This window comes from Arthrobacter sp. BG5 (assembly GCF_056680155.1).
This window is the reverse complement of sequence record NZ_CM155268.1, coordinates 599,572-614,861: the sequence shown is the minus strand read 5'-3', so window position 1 is coordinate 614,861 and position 15,290 is coordinate 599,572. Positions and strand designations below refer to the sequence as shown.

The window sequence follows — 15,290 nt, the reverse complement described above, 5'->3', positions numbered from 1 at the left end:
GATGCGGATCGATGTCGTCAGTATCTTTCCGGAGTACCTCGCACCGCTGGAACTGTCCCTGATCGGGAAGGCGCGGCAGGACGGCCTGCTGGAGCTGAACGTCCACGACCTCCGCGACTTCACCACGGACCGGCACCGCACCGTGGATGACACCCCGTACGGCGGAGGCGCCGGCATGGTGATGAAGCCCGAGCCCTGGGCCCAGGCCCTGACAGCAGTGGCCCGCGCCATGCCGGGGTCCGGGGCGGCGGAGAGGCCGGACTCGGATCCGGAAGCGTCCGCCATTGAGGGCGCCCGCAAGCCCGTGCTGATCGTCCCGTCACCGGCGGGGGAGCGCTTCAGCCAGGCGATTGCGCACGAACTCGCGGAAGAGGACCAGCTGGTCTTCGCCTGCGGACGCTACGAGGGCATCGACGAACGCGTGCTGGAATGGGCTGCCGAGCACTTCACCGTCCGGCCCATGAGCCTCGGTGACTACGTGCTGAACGGCGGCGAGGTGGCGGTGCTGGCCATGGTCGAGGCCGTCGGGAGGCTGCTGCCCGGCGTCGTCGGGAACCCCGAATCGCTCGTGGAGGAATCCCACTCGGACGGCCTGCTCGAATACCCGGTGTACACCAAGCCCTCCAGCTGGCGGGAACGCGAGGTTCCGGCCGTGCTGCTGAGCGGCAACCACGGCAAGATCGCGCAGTGGCGGCGCCACGAACAGTACCGGCGCACCGCCGAGCGCCGCCCGGACCTGCTGGAGGCGTTCGACGCCGGCAAACTGCCCCGCGCGGACCGTACGGCTTTTGGGGAGCTGGGCTACGACGTCGTCGACGGCCGCCTACAGCGCCGACCCGACGCCTAAGCCCGGCGGATCCTGCTCGGCCAATTCACCAAAACACGGCGGAATGTGGCAAAATTAGTCCTTGTGCCTGCTGGGTGCGAACCTGCCACAGGGGGAGCGTCACCAACAGCGCGGCACCCCGGCCCCGTCAATTCCTGACGGAGCCGGAACGACAAAACTTTCGGCGGGAATTTCCGGTGCGCAAGCACCCGGGCTTGGCCGCCGTGACCCAACGTGAATGACCTGTGGCGTTCACCAGGAGTGGATCAATGCATATCCTCGATTCCGTAGACGCAGCCTCGCTGCGCAGCGATGTTCCCGAGTTCCGCGCGGGTGACACCATCAAGGTGCACGTGAACATCATCGAAGGCAAGAACTCCCGTGTCCAGGTCTTCCAGGGCTTCGTCCTGGGCCGCCAGGGCGACGGCGTCCGCGAAACCTTCACCGTCCGCAAGGTCTCCTTCGGCGTCGGCGTGGAGCGTACCTTCCCGGTACACTCCCCGATCATCGACAAGATCGAACTCGTCTCCAAGGGTGACGTGCGCCGCGCCAAGCTTTACTACATGCGTGCACTGCGCGGTAAGGCTGCGAAGATCAAGGAAAAGCGCGACTTCCAGACCGCCAAGTAAGTCCTCCGGACTTACCAGCGGATCCACGGACGGTCCGGTCAACTCCCGGGCCCGTCCGCCACTGCGCCGTTCAACTAAGAAAAGCGTCAGAGGACACGGATCATGGAACAAACAAAACGCCGGCCCAGGAAACTGGGCTGGCGTTTTGTGCTTCTGGGCCTGGTCCTGGCTGTGGCCATCAGCGGCCTGGTCCGCTCGCTGTGGCTGGACGTCTACTTCATCCCCTCCGCGTCGATGGAGCCGCTGCTCCGCGACGGGGACAGGATCGTGGTTTCCCGGACCGGCTTCGCCTTCGACCCGGTCCGCCGCGGCGACATGGTGGTCTTTGACGGCCGCGGCTCCTTCGCCCCGCTGGGCAGCGGTCAGGGCCCGGCGGCCGACGTCCTCGCCGGCGTGGGCCACTGGCTGGGCCTCACCGGCAGCGACACCACCTACGTGAAACGTGTCATCGGGATGCCCGGCGACCACGTGGTCTGTTGTGGCACCGACGGCCGGCTCACAGTCAACGGCCAGAAACTTGAGGAACCCTATTTGTATGCGGGCGATGCCCCCAGCGAGCTGAAGTTCAGCGTGGTTGTCCCGGACGGACGGCTCTGGCTGATGGGTGACCACCGCTCCAAGTCGGCCGATTCGCGCAGCCTGCTGGGCGCGCCGGGCGGCGGGATGGTGCCGCTGGAACGGGTGATCGGCCGGCCGGTCCAGATCATCTGGCCGCTTGATAGATTTGCAGCAATACCGCGGCCCGTCGAGGCCGCCACGACGATAAAGAACGGACAGTAGATGCCCGAGACCGGACCCCGGACTCCTGATCCGCGGGGGCATGACGAGCCCCGAGTGACCTCCTCGCCCATCCCGGGCAGCGCCCACCCAACCACGCAGCCCGAGCGCGCCGAGGGCACCCCGCACGACGGTCCCTCGCACGCCGGACCGTCGTCGGCGCGCGCCCGCAAGGCGAAGGCCCGGGAGGGCCGCAGCCCCGTGCTCCTCTGGCTCAAGGAGATCGCGACGGTGGTGGCCATCGCCGTCGTGCTGTCCTTCCTGATCAAAACCTTCCTGTTCCGCGCGTTCTACATCCCGTCCGAATCGATGATGAACACCCTGGACGTCAACGACCGCATCTTCGTCAACCTGCTGGTGCCGGAACCGATCGCCCTGCAGCACGGCGACGTCGTCGTATTCCGGGACACCAAGGGCTGGTTGGTGCCCACCCCGGAGAAGCCGGCCGGACCGCTCACCGGCGTCCAGGACGCGCTGACGTTCGTCGGCCTGCTCCCGGACAACTCCGAACAGCACCTGGTCAAGCGCGTCATCGGCCTGCCGGGCGACCACGTCATCTGCTGCGACGGCAGCGGCCGGCTCACCGTCAACGGCGCGCCGCTCGACGAGGCGTACGTCAACAGCGCCGAGGTCCCGCAGGTGCGCGACTTCGACGTCGTGGTGCCCGCCGGAAAGGTCTGGGTCATGGGCGACAACCGGAACCACTCGGCCGACTCCCGCGCGCACCGGGAAAGCAACGGGGGCTTCATCGACCTGGCCGACATCGAAGGCAAGGCGGCCGTGATCGCGTGGCCGCTGAACCGGATCACCACCCTGGACAACTACCCGGACGTCTTCCGCGCCGTCCCCGCCCCGGCAGGGAAGTAGGACAGCAACCGTGTCCGAAGCACCCACCCTCGACTACGAGCGCCGCTTCCGTGGCTCCGGCGCCCGGCTCCTCGCCGGGATCGATGAAGTGGGCCGCGGCGCCCTGGCCGGCCCCGTCAGCGTCGGCATCGCCGTCGTGGACCTGCACAAACAGCGGCTGCTCGCGGACGTGCGGGACAGCAAGCTGCTCAAAGTCACGGAGCGGGAACGGCTGGAACCGCTGGTGCGCAGCTGGAGCGTCGCGTCCGCCGTGGGGCACGCGTCCGCGGCCGAAATCGACGCGCTCGGCATCATCGCCGCGCTCCGGCTCGCCGGCAACCGGGCCTGGTTCTCGGTGCTGGCGTCCGGGGTGACGCCGGATGTGGTGCTGCTGGACGGCAGCCACAACTGGCTCTCACCGGCGGCGCAGGCCTCGCTCTTCGACGAGGTCCCGGAGGAGCCCGGCTGCGACGCGCCGGTCCACACCCTGGTCAAAGCCGACATGCAGTGCCTCAGCGTCGCCGCCGCGTCCGTGCTAGCCAAGGTCGAACGCGACCGCCAGATGGCCGCCCTGCACACCGAATACCCGGACTTCGGCTGGAACGAGAACAAGGGCTACGGCACGGCGGCGCACAAGGATGCGCTCCGCGCGAAGGGCCCCACCCCGTACCACCGCGTCAGCTGGCAGCTGCTCGGCGACTGAGCCGTGGCGCGCGCCCGGCGGCCGGCCGGCGGCCGCCCGGTGCCCGGCCGGCGGGCAGGTGGCGCACACCCGTCTCCCGATGGTGCAAGATGGAAGCATGAGTGCCGAGGACCTTGAAAACTATGAAACCGACATGGAGCTGCAGCTCTACCGCGAATACCGCGACGTCGTCGGGCTGTTCAGCTACGTGGTCGAGACCGAGCGGCGATTCTACCTTGCCAACCACGTTGACCTGCAGGCCCGCAGCGCCGACGGCGAGGTCTACTTCGACCTGACGCTGCAGGACGCCTGGGTGTGGGACGTCTACCGCTCCGCCCGGTTCGTCAAGAGCGTCCGCGTTATCACCTTCAAGGACGTCAACGTCGAGGAGCTGCCGCGCAGCGAGGAGCTCGCCCTGCCCAAGGTGGAGGGCCTGGGGAACTGACCCCGGGCGGATCAGGATTCGATGGGGCCGTTCATGACCGACTGGGTAAGTTGAACATCCAAGGCGCGCATGTTACCGATTGAGGTGCCCGCCGCGGCCATCTCAACGGCCCAGTCCAGCGCGTTTTGGTCCAGCATCCACGAATCGGGTTCGTGGAGGAAGCTCGAAATGTATGCTGCCGCGTTCGAGGCGAAGGTCCTGCCGTTTTCGGACCGCGAGATGTAGACGCTATTGGCAATGTAGCGTCGCCACGGCGCGAGCAAATCAATACCGGAGGAGGCCGCCACGACGGCGTCGAACCCGGTCATAAGCGTGTGAGCTTGGGAAATCGGCGCAGTCGGGTAGAGATCGACGTCCTGGATCCATACGTCGGTTCCGAACTTGTCCATGACAGCCTCTGCGACCAAATACCGCGCACATGCGAAATAAGTAATCGGGTTGCCCACGCCTGCCGGCACTTCCGAAGACGACCAAGAGAGTTTCGGCGGCGTGGACGGTCGTCCGCTAAACGTGTGAATCGTGCTCAAGAGTTCTTCGGCTTCGCCGATGAACGCCAGTGCTTCATTTTCCGACGCTACGAGGTGGAAATGCAGATGGAGTTCGGGCTCTGCAATGGCATAGAAAAGAATTCTGGCCAAGAACCGACGGAGAAAGTCTGTATTGGCCGAGTAGAGAATGGTGGCCGTGCTTTCCGGCGAGTACTCGGCTCCGTGCCAGGTGATCGACGCACCTTGAGCGACGACGCTTTCCGGCGACCCGTAAGTAAAGCTACCCATGTCGAGATACAGGGACTTGACGAGGTCGCGGTTGGACGCAAGAGCCGACTGGAACTCTCGTCGCGCTGCGTTCCTGCCTTCGAGGACGCTGAGAAGCTGGCCGCGGAGCAGGCTGGAGGTTGTGCTCGAACCGTTGAAGGCGGACGAAGTGGCCAGGAGATGACGCAAGTCGGATTTTACCGAGTCGGAGGCGGCGCTGTCTGTTGGCGACGTGACGTGGAAAATGTCTCTCCGGACCGGGGCTACGTGTCTTTCCAAGAGCCCGTGCAATGCGGTCATGCCGGTGAGGCTCGCCATCACGTTGCCGGTCACCGAATCGGAAAAGTCGCCATGTGCAGAGTAGAGGTCGCAAAGGACCGCCAGTCGGCTGTTGGCTGGAAGACGTCGTATCCGTCGGAGTTTTCGTAGGACGTCCTTTGCGATGCGCATGACCCTGCTTTCCCACTCCGAATCACCGAAGTACTTCCACGCCACGAGAGTCTGCAGCATCTTTTCTGCTTCTTCGTGCGTCGTGGTCTTTGCCGGCTGGCGAAGCCACACTTCCAAGTGCGCAACGTGCTTCAAACCATCGGCTCTTACTCGTGGTGTCAAGGGGCTGGTTTCCCCGTCACTGGTGACCTCATCAACCCAAGCCACAGTCTGGTTCATGGGGCCGGGCAGGGCATCACTGGATACTTCGAGCCGCTTTCCGGCCACCACCCCCAGGGCCTGACCGGCGTGGGAAACCCGATCCCTGAGCCGCAGTATGTAGCGGCTGTCCGGAGAAGGGGGTACGTGTGTCAAGTCCACTGTCAGCACTGTTGCTGCTTTCTGTCGGCCAAGGGAGGTTCCTGGGGCATCATTTACGTTGCACGCTTTGACGGTGGCCCGCTCTGGGGCCAGTGGCTCAGGCTTTGCCGCCCTGGCGATCGTCAAAAGGTCGCTTGTCTGCTGCAAGCCTAGGGACAGAGGAGTGGGGCGACAAATTCTTGGGTTCTCGAATACATGCGGGGCGGCCGTCGTGCTTTTGCGGGGGCAAGAAGCGGCTTTCCAATTGGCGACGCTGGCCAGGCGAGTTAGCCGGACTTTTTCCACATGAGAACCGTGGGGCCTGTGCTGCGACGCCGCGGCATCCCAGGCTGGAGGCATGAGAGCTAAGGACTTGCTGGGCCGGCGCGGTGAAGAACTCGCCGCCGGCTTCCTCGAGGCCCAGGGGATGCGGGTTGTGGACCGCAACTGGCGCTGCCCCGAGGGTGAAATCGATATTGTGGCGCTCGACGGCGACGCGCTGGTCATCGCCGAGGTCAAAACCCGCACATCACTCGCCTACGGGCACCCCTTCGAAGCCGTCGGTGTGGACAAGCTTGCCCGGCTGCACCGGCTGGCCTCCGCGTGGTGCCGCGACCATGAGCTGCGGATGCCGCTGCGCCGTGTGGACGTTATCGCCGTGCTCGACGACGGCACCGGCGCCCCGGCCATCGAACACCTCAAAGGGGTGGGGTAGGTGGCGCTGGGCCGGACCTATTCCGTTGCGCTGGTGGGGCTGAACGGCTACATCGTCGAAGTCGAGGCCGACATCGGGCAGACGCTGCCCGCCTTCGTGATCCTCGGCCTGCCGGACGCCTCGCTCAACGAGGCGAAGGAACGGATCCGCTCCGCCGCGCAGAACTCCGGCATCCCGCTCAGCCGCCGGAAAATCACCGCGAACCTTATCCCGGCATCCCTGCCCAAGCGCGGCTCCGGATTCGACCTTTCCATCGCCATGGCGGTCCTGATCGCCGCCAACGACGTGCGCCCCACTGGGCGGACCGTCTTTATCGCGGAGCTTGGCCTGGACGGGCGGCTGCGCGCCGTCCGGGGCATCCTCCCGGCTGTGATGGCCGCGGTCCAGGCCGGGTACCCGGACGTGGTCGTCGCGCAGGCCAACGCCGCCGAGGCCGAGCTGGTGCCCGGGGCCAGGGTCCGCGGTTACCGGACCCTGGCCCGGCTGGCGTTCGACTTCGGCGCCGACCCGCAGGACCTGGCACTTGATTTCGAGCCGGTGGAAGAGGAACCGGACGACGCCGGCGGGACCGCTTCGGCCGGCCTGGCCCCGGACATGTGCGATGTCTCCGGCCAGGCCGAGGGCCGCCGCGCCTTGGAGGTGGCGGCCGCCGGGGCGCACCACGTGCTGCTGACCGGTCCGCCCGGGGCCGGCAAGACCATGCTGGCCGAGCGCCTGCCGGGCCTGCTCCCGGACCTCGGCGACAGGGAAGCCATGGAAGTGACAGCCATCCATTCGCTCAGCTCGCTCACGTCCGCGTCCGTCACCCTGCTCCGCCGGCCGCCCTACGAGAACCCGCACCACACCGCCACCGCCGTCGCCATCATCGGCGGCGGATCCGGGCTGCCGCGGCCCGGCTCGGCTTCCCGGGCGCACCGCGGGGTGCTCTTCCTGGATGAGGCTCCGGAATACGAACGACGCGTGCTTGACGCCCTTCGGCAGCCGCTGGAGAGCGGCGAACTGGTCATCCACAGGGCAGCAGGAACAGCAGCCTACCCGGCCCGGTTCCAGCTGGTCCTCGCCGCCAACCCCTGCCCCTGCGGCAAGGCGTCCGGCAAAGGCGTGGACTGCACCTGCACCCCTACGATGCGGCGCCGCTATTTGGCCCGCTTGTCCGGCCCGTTGCTGGACCGGGTCGATATCCAGCTGGAGGTCGAACGCGTGGCACTGGCCGACTTCGGCCAACCTCGCGCCGAAGAAGGTACAGCAGAGATCGCGGCACGGGTGTGTGCCGCCCGGGAACGCCAACTCGACAGGCTCCGGCCGCTCGGCCTGGAAACCAACGCGCAGGTACCCGGGCGGGTGCTCCGCGGACCGCTGCGGCTGCCCGGACCTGCCACCCGCATCCTTGACCACGCGCTGGAACGCGGCGCCCTGACCGCCCGTGGCTACGACCGTGTGCTGCGCCTGGCCTGGACGCTGGCGGATCTCGATGTGCGTGAGGCCCCCGGCGCGGATGACATTGGCCAGGCGCTCAGCCTTCGGCAGACCACCGCGGCAGCCGCCTGACGGGGCCGACGGTTCCATTCCGTGAAGAGACCTACAGCATGAGGAGACCAGCAGGACCATGACAGAGAACGAAAGGACCGCCCGCGCCGCGCTGTCCAGGCTCCTGGAACCGCAGGACGCCGCCGGCCTGGCCCTCGTCCGGGCCGTTGGCGGCGAGGACGCGCTACGGATCGCGACCGGGCAACTGGCGGCCGGCGCCGGGCTGGAACAGGAACTCTCACAGCTGCTGGAGGAACACGGCGCAGGAGGCGGCTGGAGCGGCCTGGGCATGGCCCTCAAGCGCTGGGCGCCGCGGGTCCCCGACCTGGCCCCGGAACGAGACCTGGCGACCATCCAACGCCTGGGCGGCCGCATGCTCATCCCCGCGGAGGAGCTGTGGCCCCGCCAACTCGCGGACCTGGGACTGCAGGAGCCGCTGTGCCTCTGGTGGCGCGGTGTGGAACAGGAGCTGCCGCCGGCGAACAAAGCAATCGCCCTGGTGGGCTCCCGGGACAGCACCTCCTACGGCTCGGCGGTGACGGGAGACCTCGCCTATTCCCTAGCCCAGCGGGGATTCACGATCATCTCCGGCGGAGCGTACGGCATCGACGCCCACGCCCATCGGGCCGCCCTGGCCGGCGCCGCCGGGGGCCTGCCCACCATCGCCGTCATGGCCGGGGGAGTCGACCGCTTCTACCCCGCCGGCAACGAGGACCTGCTCCGTGCGGTCGCCAACCAGGGTGCCGTGCTGGCCGAGGTCCCGCCGGGCTCGGCGCCCACACGCTACCGGTTCCTGCAACGGAACAGGCTGATCGCGGCGCTGGCCTCCGTGACGGTAGTGGTCGAGGCGCGGTGGAGGTCCGGGGCGCTCAATACCGCCCACCACGCCGAAACCCTGGGCCGGGCCGTCGGCGCGGTTCCCGGGTCGGTGCACAGTGCCAACTCGGCCGGTTGCCACCGGCTGCTCCGCGAAGGCGGTGCGGTGTGCGTCACGGACGCCGGCGAGATCGCGGAACTGGCCTCGCCGAGCGGCGATTCGCTGCCCGAGGCCAAATCCGGCCGGGCGGAGGCCCACGACGGGCTCACCCTCGAGGACCTGATCCTGCTGGACGCCCTTCCGCTGCGGATCACCAGCACCGTCGAGAAGCTCGCCGCGGTCGCCGGCCTGAGTCCGGAATCCGTCAGGGCAGGACTCGGACGGCTCGGACTGATGGGCCTGGCTGAGTCCCACCGCGGCGGCTGGAAACGCTCCGCGACGGCGGGCTGAGCGATGCACCGGCACGGCCCCGCGGCCCGCCGAGCTGTGGCACCCCGCCACACCGCCCTCCGGTCGCCGGTATGGCGGTGCGAACTCGGGCGGTGACGGCGCACCGTGGGGCTGCGCCGCTGACGGTCCCAATGCTGGGACACTGGGACGGTGTCAACACAGCAACTGCCCGGAGCGCTCGCCGAGGCCGCCCACCGCTTCGGACGCTACCTGGAGGCCGAACGGGGGCGCTCCGCCCACACCGTGCGCGCCTACCTCTCCGATGTCAGGAGCCTGCTGGAGCATGCTGCCACCGAAAGCGCCGGGGAGCTTGCCGACCTGGAACTGGGCACCCTGCGCCGCTGGCTCGGAGCCCAGAGCGAAGCAGGGATGTCCCGCGCGACGTTGGCCCGCCGCGCCGCCACCGCGCGGGCCTTCACCGCCTGGGCAGTCCGCGAGGAACTCATCGCCGTCGACCCCGCCCTCAGGCTGAAGGCTCCCAAACGGGAAAAGTCCCTGCCCGGCGTGCTGCACCAGGGGCAGGTGCAGCGGCTGGTGGCCGGAGCCGAGTCGGCCGCCGCTGAAGGAGAACCGCTGGCCCTGCGCAACCGCGCCATGTTTGAGCTGCTCTACGCCACCGGCGTCCGCGTCGGCGAGCTGTCCGGCCTCGACATCGACGACCTCGACCCGGACCGAAGGACCCTGCGGGTGCTCGGCAAAGGTAACAAGGAACGGACAGTGCCCTACGGCCTCCCGGCGGCCATCGCCGTGGACGACTGGCTGCGCCGCGGTCGCCCGGCCCTGGTAGCGGAAGGCTCGGGCCCGGCCCTTTTCCTCGGCGCGCGCGGCAAACGCGTGGACCAGCGCCAGGTCCGTAGCGTTGTGAAGGACCTGTTGGACGGACTGGGGGACACCTCGGCGACCGGCCCGCACGCCCTGCGGCATTCGGCGGCGACCCACCTGCTCGACGGCGGTGCGGACCTGCGGGCTGTGCAGGAAATCCTCGGGCACAGCAGCCTGGCCACCACCCAGATCTACACCCATGTCTCGGTCGACCGGCTGCGGAAAAGTTACCAGCAGGCGCATCCGCGCGCCTGACCGGTCCCCGCCCGGCACTCCGCCGACGCGGGCCTGGCACAGTGCCACGGCGCGCCCGGCACCGGATCCACCCACCGCCCGGCACAGTGCCAATGAGGCCCGCCATAGGCGTCCTTCCAGCGCCCCATCGCGGGGACCCGGCCGGCCGGAAGCCGCCACGACTCGCCGGGAGCGACGCGCCGAATTGCACTGGCGTAATTAGTCGGGGTACGGCACAATGAGACTCACGCCCGGCAACTTTCAAGTGGTGCTTGAACCGATAAAGCATGGTTTACCACCTGAGGTCCGGACCTATTTTTTGCATACTGTAGTTTTGAAGAAACTGAATAGTCTGGCAGGGGCAACCGCCCCGCACGCGGATTGACGCAGCAGACAGGCATCCAGGCAGAGGTCGTTGGGGAAGACGTACCTATAGCTATGGAGGATGGAATGTCTGTTGCACTAACCCGCGGTGTCCTGTTCGTACACTCGGCCCCGACCGCCCTGTGCCCCCACGTTGAGTGGGCCATTGGGTCTGTCGTGGACAAGCGCACGGACCTTGAGTGGACTGCCCAGCCTGCTGCGCCCGGGATGTTCCGGGCCGAGCTGTCGTGGACCGGAACGCCGGGCACGGGGGCTCAATTGGCGTCTGCGCTCCGCGGCTGGGCGCACCTGCGCTACGAGGTCACCGAGGAGCCCAGCCAGGGCGTCGACGGCGGCCGCTGGTCGCACACCCCCGAATTGGGTATCTTCCACGCCGTCACGGACGTGCACGGCAACATCATGGTCTCCGAGGACCGGATCCGCTACGCCTACGAATCCGGCGCCGGCGACCCCTCCGCGGTCTACCACGAACTCTCCCTGGCCCTCGGCGAGGCCTGGGACGAGGAACTCGAACCCTTCCGGCACGCCGCCGAAGGCGCCCCCGTGCGCTGGCTGCACCAGGTCGGCTAAGCACCCGCTGGCCCCGGCGCGGGAGCCTGGGCCCACCGCAACACTCACTCCATAGCAACGCCAAATGACAGATGGCGGCAATGTTCACGAGAAACATTGCCGCCATCTGTCGTTTCGGCGTAGTCCGGGACTGAGCCCAGGCGGGTTAGACGCTGCGGACGGCGATGACGGCGTTGTGCCCGCCGAAGCCGAACGAGTTGCTCAGCGCCACGATGCTGCCGCCGGTCAGGGCGCGCTCGGAGGTGACGACGTCGAGCGGGATCTCCGGATCCTGGTTCTCGAGGTTGATCGTGACGGGTGCCTTGCGGTCGTACACGGCCATGACGGTCAGTACGGCTTCCACGGCGCCGGAGGCGCCCAGCAGGTGGCCCATCTGCGACTTGGTGGCGGAGACGGCCACGTCGTCCACGTGCTTGCCGAGGGCGGCCTTGAGGGCGGCGTACTCGGGCTTGTCGCCCACCGGGGTGGAGGTGGCGTGCGCGTTGACGTGCACCACGTCCTCGGCCTGGATCCGGCCGTCGAACATGGCCGCCTTCAGCGCGCGGGTGGCGCCGAGGCCCTCCGGGTCCGGGGCGGTGATGTGGTAGGCGTCGGCGGTCACCGAGGTGCCGGCGAGTTCGGCGTAGATCCGGGCGCCGCGGGCGAGGGCGTGCTCCTCGGCCTCGAGGACCAGGGCGCCGGCGCCTTCACCCATGACGAAGCCGTCACGGTCGCGGTCGTACGGGCGCGAGGCGTGCTCGGGATCGTCGTTGCGGCGGGACAGCGCCTGCATCGACGCGAACGCGGCGATCGGCATCGGGTGGATGGCGGCTTCCGCGCCGCCGCAGACGACGACGTCGGCCTTGCCGGAGCGGATCAGGTCCAGGCCCATGTGCACGGCTTCGGTGCCGGACGCGCAGGCGGAGACCGGGGTGTGGGCGCCGGCGCGGGCGCCGAGGTCCAGGCTGACCGCCGCGGCCGGGCCGTTGGGCATCAGCATCGGCACGGTCATGGGCAGGACGCGGCGGGGGCCCTTTTCGCGCAGGGTGTCCCAGGCGTCCAGGAGGGTCCAGACGCCGCCGATGCCGGTGGCGAAGGCCACGGCGAGGCGGTCGTGGTCGATGTCGGTGATGCCGGCGTCGGCCCAGGCCTCGCGGGAGGCGACCACGGCGAACTGCGTGGACGGGTCCATGCGCTTGGCCTCAACCCGGCTGAGGACCTCGGTGGCGGGGTTGGTGGCGCGGGCCGCGAAGTGCACCGGCAGCTCGTACTTGGCCACCCAGTCGTCCTCGAGCGTGTGCGCGCCGGAGACGCCCTTGAGCGCGTTCTTCCACATCGTGGGGACATCGCCGCCGATGGGTGTGGTGGCACCCAGACCGGTAATGACTACTTTGCGTGCCATGGGATCACTCTCTGTCGGTGCGCCTGCCGTATCCGGAACCTGGTGAAGGCGGCCGGGGCCTGCGTAGGGAAAACTCGGTGGTCATGAAAACTTGGGGGTCCAGCGGTGGTGTTCCGGTCCGGGACGCCGATGAAGCGTCCCGGACCGGACACCGGGGCGGCCGTTGCCGGCCGGGCCAGGTGCAGGCGGAAGATTAGGCCTGCGCGTTGGCGATGAAGCTGACGGCGTCGCCGACGGTCTTGAGGTTCTTGACCTCTTCGTCCGGGATGCGTACGCCGAACTTTTCCTCGGCGTTGACCACGATGGTCATCATGGAGATGGAGTCGATGTCCAGGTCCTCGGTGAAGGACTTGTCCAGCTCGACAGCCTCGGGGGCCAGGCCGGTCTCTTCGTTGACGATTTCAGCCAGGCCGGCCAGGATCTCTTCGTTGCTAGCCATTGATGGCTCCTTTTCTTGTTATTGCCGTCGGCGTCCGGGGGTTGTTCCGGGAACTTCTGGCGAAATGATTCAAACCGAGGGTTCGGCTTGGTGTGGGATTCAGTGCTGTTGGGGATACCAACGGCTCAGGAAGTGCGGTGGCCGCCTACGGAAGCACAATCACCTGGGCGCCGAAGACAAGTCCGGCCCCGAACCCGATCTGCAGGGCCAGTCCGCCGCTCAGTTCAGGATTTTCCTGCAGCAAGCGGTGGGTGGCGAGGGGGATGGAGGCTGCCGAGGTGTTGCCTGCTTCGGCGATATCCCGGGCGACCTTGACGGTCTCCGGAAGCTTGAGCTTCTTGGCCATCTCGTCGATGATCCGCATGTTGGCCTGGTGCGGGATGAACGCCGCGAGGTCCTCGGCGCGAATACCCGCGGCATCGAGGGCCTGCTGGGCCACCTTGGCCATTTCCCAGACCGCCCAGCGGAAGACCGTCTGGCCGTCCTGGCGCAGCGTGGGCCACAGGGCCGCTTCCGTCACCGCGGCCTCGCCCTCGCTGAGGGCGGTGCCGCGCTTGCCGGCGGCTTCGAAGTCCCGGACGTCCAGCATCGAGTGGGTCATGCCGATGGCGTCCCACTTGCTGCCGTCCGATCCCCACACCGACGGGCCGATGCCCGGAGTGTCGGAAGGTCCGACGACGACGGCGCCCGCGCCATCGCCGAGCAGGAAGGAGATGGTGCGCTCGGTGTTGTCGATGACGTCGGAGAGCTTCTCCGCGCCGACGACGAGCACGTACTTGGCCGCGCCAGAGCGGACCAGGGCGTCGGCCTGGGCGATTCCGTAGCAGTAGCCGGCGCAGGCGGCGGAGATGTCGAACGCCGGCGCCGGGGTGGCGCCGAGGCGGTCGGCCAGGCTTGCCGCGGCGGAGGGCGTCGCGTAGGGGTGGGTTACGGTGGAGACGATCACGGCGCCCAGTTCGGAGGCGTCAATGCCGGCCTTCTGCAGGGCCTCGCGGGACGCACCCTCGGCCATGTCGATGACGCTGACGTCGGCCGGGGCCCGGTGCCGCGTGATGATGCCGGTGCGCTGGCGGATCCACTCATCCGAGGAATCGATCCACTGGCAGACATCCTCATTGGTGACGATGACGCTGGGCCGGTACGCGCCGACGCCCATCACGCGGGTGTTTTCCTGCAGGGGAGCCTGCTTCAGAGTAGGAGCGCTCATTCCCCTCCCTCCAGTTCTGCGAATAGGGCCAAGGCGGCGGAAAGGTCATCCGGGGTCTTGACGGTGACGGTCTTCACGCCGGGCATGCCGCGTTTGGCCAGGCCGGCCAGCGTCCCGGCCGGGGCCAGTTCGATCACGCCGGTCACACCGCGCTTCACCATGGTCTCCATGCACAGATCCCAGCGGACCGGGCGGGAGACCTGGGCGATCAGGCTGTCGACGGCGGCCGCGCCGTCGGTGACCTCGGCGCCGTCGAAGTTGGAGAGCAGCGGAACCTGCGGGTTGCGCGGGTGCAGCGAGGGCCTGAGGGCCTGCAGCGCGGCGACGGCGGGGGACATGTGCGAGGTGTGGAACGCGCCGGCGACCTTCAGCGGGATCACGCGGGCCTTGGCCGGCGGATTGTCGGCGAGGGCCTTGAGCTGTTCCAGGGTGCCCGCGGCCACGGTCTGGCCGGCGCCGTTGACGTTGGCCGGGGTGAGTCCGCAGGCCTCGATCGCGGCCAGGACCTCCGCGGGTTCCCCGCCCACGACGGCGCTCATGCCGGTGGGGGTGGCCGCGGCGGCGGCGGCCATGCCGTTGGCGCGTTCGCGCACGAAGGTCATGGCTTCGGTCTCGGTCAGGACGCCGGCCAGAGCCGAGGCGGTGATTTCGCCGACCGAGTGTCCGGCGAGGATGACCGGGAGGGTGCCCAGTTCGACGTCGAACAGGGACTTCGCGGCCACGAGTCCGGCGGCGACAATCAGGGGCTGCGCGACAGCGGTGTCCTTGATGGTCTCCTCATCGGAGGTGGTTCCGTGGGCGGTGAGGTCGATACCTGCTATTTCGCTAAGGGAGGCCAGGTGGCCTGCGACGGGTGGCAGTTCCAGCCAGGGGGCCAGAAAACCAGGGGTCTGGGAGCCCTGTCCAGGGCAAACGATTGCAAGCACGTATCCAGCTTTCCAAATTGCCGCGTGATTCATCGGTACTTTCATGCACCAAGCTCACTGGGTCAGATT

16 protein-coding genes are annotated in these 15,290 nt (G+C 68.1%); 11 read left to right on the top strand and 5 right to left on the bottom strand.

The annotated features are described in order from the left end of the window. Position 1: 1 nt before the first annotated feature. From trmD to AC1MBE_RS02750, 6 genes are all read left to right on the top strand, one after another. Positions 2-847: a tRNA (guanosine(37)-N1)-methyltransferase TrmD gene (trmD, locus tag AC1MBE_RS02775; protein ID WP_479780716.1), complete on the top strand. Its 846-nt coding sequence runs from the start codon at positions 2-4 to the stop codon at positions 845-847. A 248-nt stretch (positions 848-1,095) separates the two neighbouring features. Continuing rightward, positions 1,096-1,455 (top strand): 50S ribosomal protein L19, encoded by a 360-nt coding sequence (rplS, locus tag AC1MBE_RS02770; RefSeq protein ID WP_090953186.1) that lies wholly within the window; start codon positions 1,096-1,098, stop codon positions 1,453-1,455. Positions 1,456-1,557: 102 nt separating this feature from the next. After that, positions 1,558-2,235 carry a signal peptidase I gene (lepB, locus tag AC1MBE_RS02765; RefSeq protein ID WP_479780713.1) on the top strand — a complete coding sequence of 226 codons (678 nt, stop codon included), beginning with the start codon at positions 1,558-1,560 and terminating at the stop codon, positions 2,233-2,235. Beyond that, positions 2,236-3,099, top strand: a complete 864-nt coding sequence (lepB, locus tag AC1MBE_RS02760) for a signal peptidase I (RefSeq protein ID WP_479780712.1) — start codon at positions 2,236-2,238, stop codon at positions 3,097-3,099. It abuts the gene before it with no gap. Positions 3,100-3,109: 10 nt separating this feature from the next. Continuing rightward, entirely contained in the window at positions 3,110-3,781 is a 672-nt protein-coding gene (locus AC1MBE_RS02755; protein ID WP_479780710.1) for a ribonuclease HII, read from the top strand. Positions 3,782-3,878: 97 nt separating this feature from the next. Further along, positions 3,879-4,205 carry a DUF2469 domain-containing protein gene (locus AC1MBE_RS02750; protein ID WP_056426737.1) on the top strand — a complete coding sequence of 109 codons (327 nt, stop codon included), beginning with the start codon at positions 3,879-3,881 and terminating at the stop codon, positions 4,203-4,205. 11 nt (positions 4,206-4,216) lie between these two features. Here the strand turns inward: AC1MBE_RS02750 and AC1MBE_RS02745 are convergent, their stop codons facing one another. Further along, on the bottom strand, positions 4,217-5,770 hold the full coding sequence (locus tag AC1MBE_RS02745; RefSeq protein WP_479780708.1) for a hypothetical protein: 1,554 nt from the start codon (positions 5,768-5,770) through the stop codon (positions 4,217-4,219). 337 nt (positions 5,771-6,107) lie between these two features. Between AC1MBE_RS02745 and AC1MBE_RS02740 the strand changes: the two genes are divergently transcribed. The 5 genes from AC1MBE_RS02740 (at position 6,108) to AC1MBE_RS02720 (ending at position 11,268) form a co-directional block, all read left to right on the top strand. Next, positions 6,108-6,464 carry a YraN family protein gene (locus AC1MBE_RS02740; RefSeq protein WP_479780706.1) on the top strand — a complete coding sequence of 119 codons (357 nt, stop codon included), beginning with the start codon at positions 6,108-6,110 and terminating at the stop codon, positions 6,462-6,464. Next, positions 6,465-8,012: a YifB family Mg chelatase-like AAA ATPase gene (locus tag AC1MBE_RS02735; RefSeq protein WP_479780705.1), complete on the top strand. Its 1,548-nt coding sequence runs from the start codon at positions 6,465-6,467 to the stop codon at positions 8,010-8,012. It begins immediately after the preceding gene. A gap of 58 nt (positions 8,013-8,070) precedes the next feature. After that, a complete protein-coding gene (gene dprA / locus AC1MBE_RS02730) occupies positions 8,071-9,258 on the top strand; it encodes a DNA-processing protein DprA (RefSeq protein WP_479780703.1) in 1,188 nt (395 codons plus the stop codon). Positions 9,259-9,408: 150 nt separating this feature from the next. Then, the gene (locus AC1MBE_RS02725) at positions 9,409-10,335 is read left to right on the top strand and encodes a tyrosine recombinase XerC (protein ID WP_479780701.1); all 927 of its coding nucleotides are present in this window, start codon (positions 9,409-9,411) and stop codon (positions 10,333-10,335) included. A gap of 429 nt (positions 10,336-10,764) precedes the next feature. Further along, on the top strand, positions 10,765-11,268 hold the full coding sequence (locus AC1MBE_RS02720) for a DUF3145 domain-containing protein (RefSeq protein ID WP_136322385.1): 504 nt from the start codon (positions 10,765-10,767) through the stop codon (positions 11,266-11,268). A gap of 145 nt (positions 11,269-11,413) precedes the next feature. Here the strand turns inward: AC1MBE_RS02720 and fabF are convergent, their stop codons facing one another. The 4 genes from fabF to AC1MBE_RS02700 form a co-directional block, all read right to left on the bottom strand. After that, complete coding sequence (gene fabF, locus AC1MBE_RS02715) at positions 11,414-12,649, bottom strand: beta-ketoacyl-ACP synthase II (RefSeq protein ID WP_479780699.1); 1,236 nt, start codon at positions 12,647-12,649, stop codon at positions 11,414-11,416. Between the two features lie 193 nt (positions 12,650-12,842). Further along, positions 12,843-13,088, bottom strand: a complete 246-nt coding sequence (locus tag AC1MBE_RS02710; protein WP_175320862.1) for an acyl carrier protein — start codon at positions 13,086-13,088, stop codon at positions 12,843-12,845. A gap of 145 nt (positions 13,089-13,233) precedes the next feature. Next, entirely contained in the window at positions 13,234-14,295 is a 1,062-nt protein-coding gene (locus tag AC1MBE_RS02705) for a beta-ketoacyl-ACP synthase III (protein ID WP_479780697.1), read from the bottom strand. Continuing rightward, on the bottom strand, positions 14,292-15,221 hold the full coding sequence (locus AC1MBE_RS02700; RefSeq protein WP_479780695.1) for an ACP S-malonyltransferase: 930 nt from the start codon (positions 15,219-15,221) through the stop codon (positions 14,292-14,294). The genes AC1MBE_RS02705 and AC1MBE_RS02700 overlap by 4 nt, the downstream gene beginning before the upstream one ends. Positions 15,222-15,290: the final 69 nt, after the last annotated feature.

Bases quoted from the DNA above. Each gene is read 5' to 3' on its own strand.
- AC1MBE_RS02705 (WP_479780697.1), bottom strand. From the start codon at position 14,295: ATGAGCGCTCCTACTCTGAAGCAGGCTCCCCTGCAGGAAAACACCCGC.
- trmD (WP_479780716.1), top strand. From the start codon at position 2: ATGCGGATCGATGTCGTCAGTATCTTTCCGGAGTACCTCGCACCGCTG.
- lepB (WP_479780712.1), top strand. From the start codon at position 2,236: ATGCCCGAGACCGGACCCCGGACTCCTGATCCGCGGGGGCATGACGAG.
- lepB (WP_479780713.1), top strand. From the start codon at position 1,558: ATGGAACAAACAAAACGCCGGCCCAGGAAACTGGGCTGGCGTTTTGTG.
- dprA (WP_479780703.1), top strand. From the start codon at position 8,071: ATGACAGAGAACGAAAGGACCGCCCGCGCCGCGCTGTCCAGGCTCCTG.
- fabF (WP_479780699.1), bottom strand. From the start codon at position 12,649: ATGGCACGCAAAGTAGTCATTACCGGTCTGGGTGCCACCACACCCATC.
- AC1MBE_RS02740 (WP_479780706.1), top strand. From the start codon at position 6,108: ATGAGAGCTAAGGACTTGCTGGGCCGGCGCGGTGAAGAACTCGCCGCC.
- AC1MBE_RS02710 (WP_175320862.1), bottom strand. From the start codon at position 13,088: ATGGCTAGCAACGAAGAGATCCTGGCCGGCCTGGCTGAAATCGTCAAC.
- AC1MBE_RS02750 (WP_056426737.1), top strand. From the start codon at position 3,879: ATGAGTGCCGAGGACCTTGAAAACTATGAAACCGACATGGAGCTGCAG.
- rplS (WP_090953186.1), top strand. From the start codon at position 1,096: ATGCATATCCTCGATTCCGTAGACGCAGCCTCGCTGCGCAGCGATGTT.
- AC1MBE_RS02720 (WP_136322385.1), top strand. From the start codon at position 10,765: ATGTCTGTTGCACTAACCCGCGGTGTCCTGTTCGTACACTCGGCCCCG.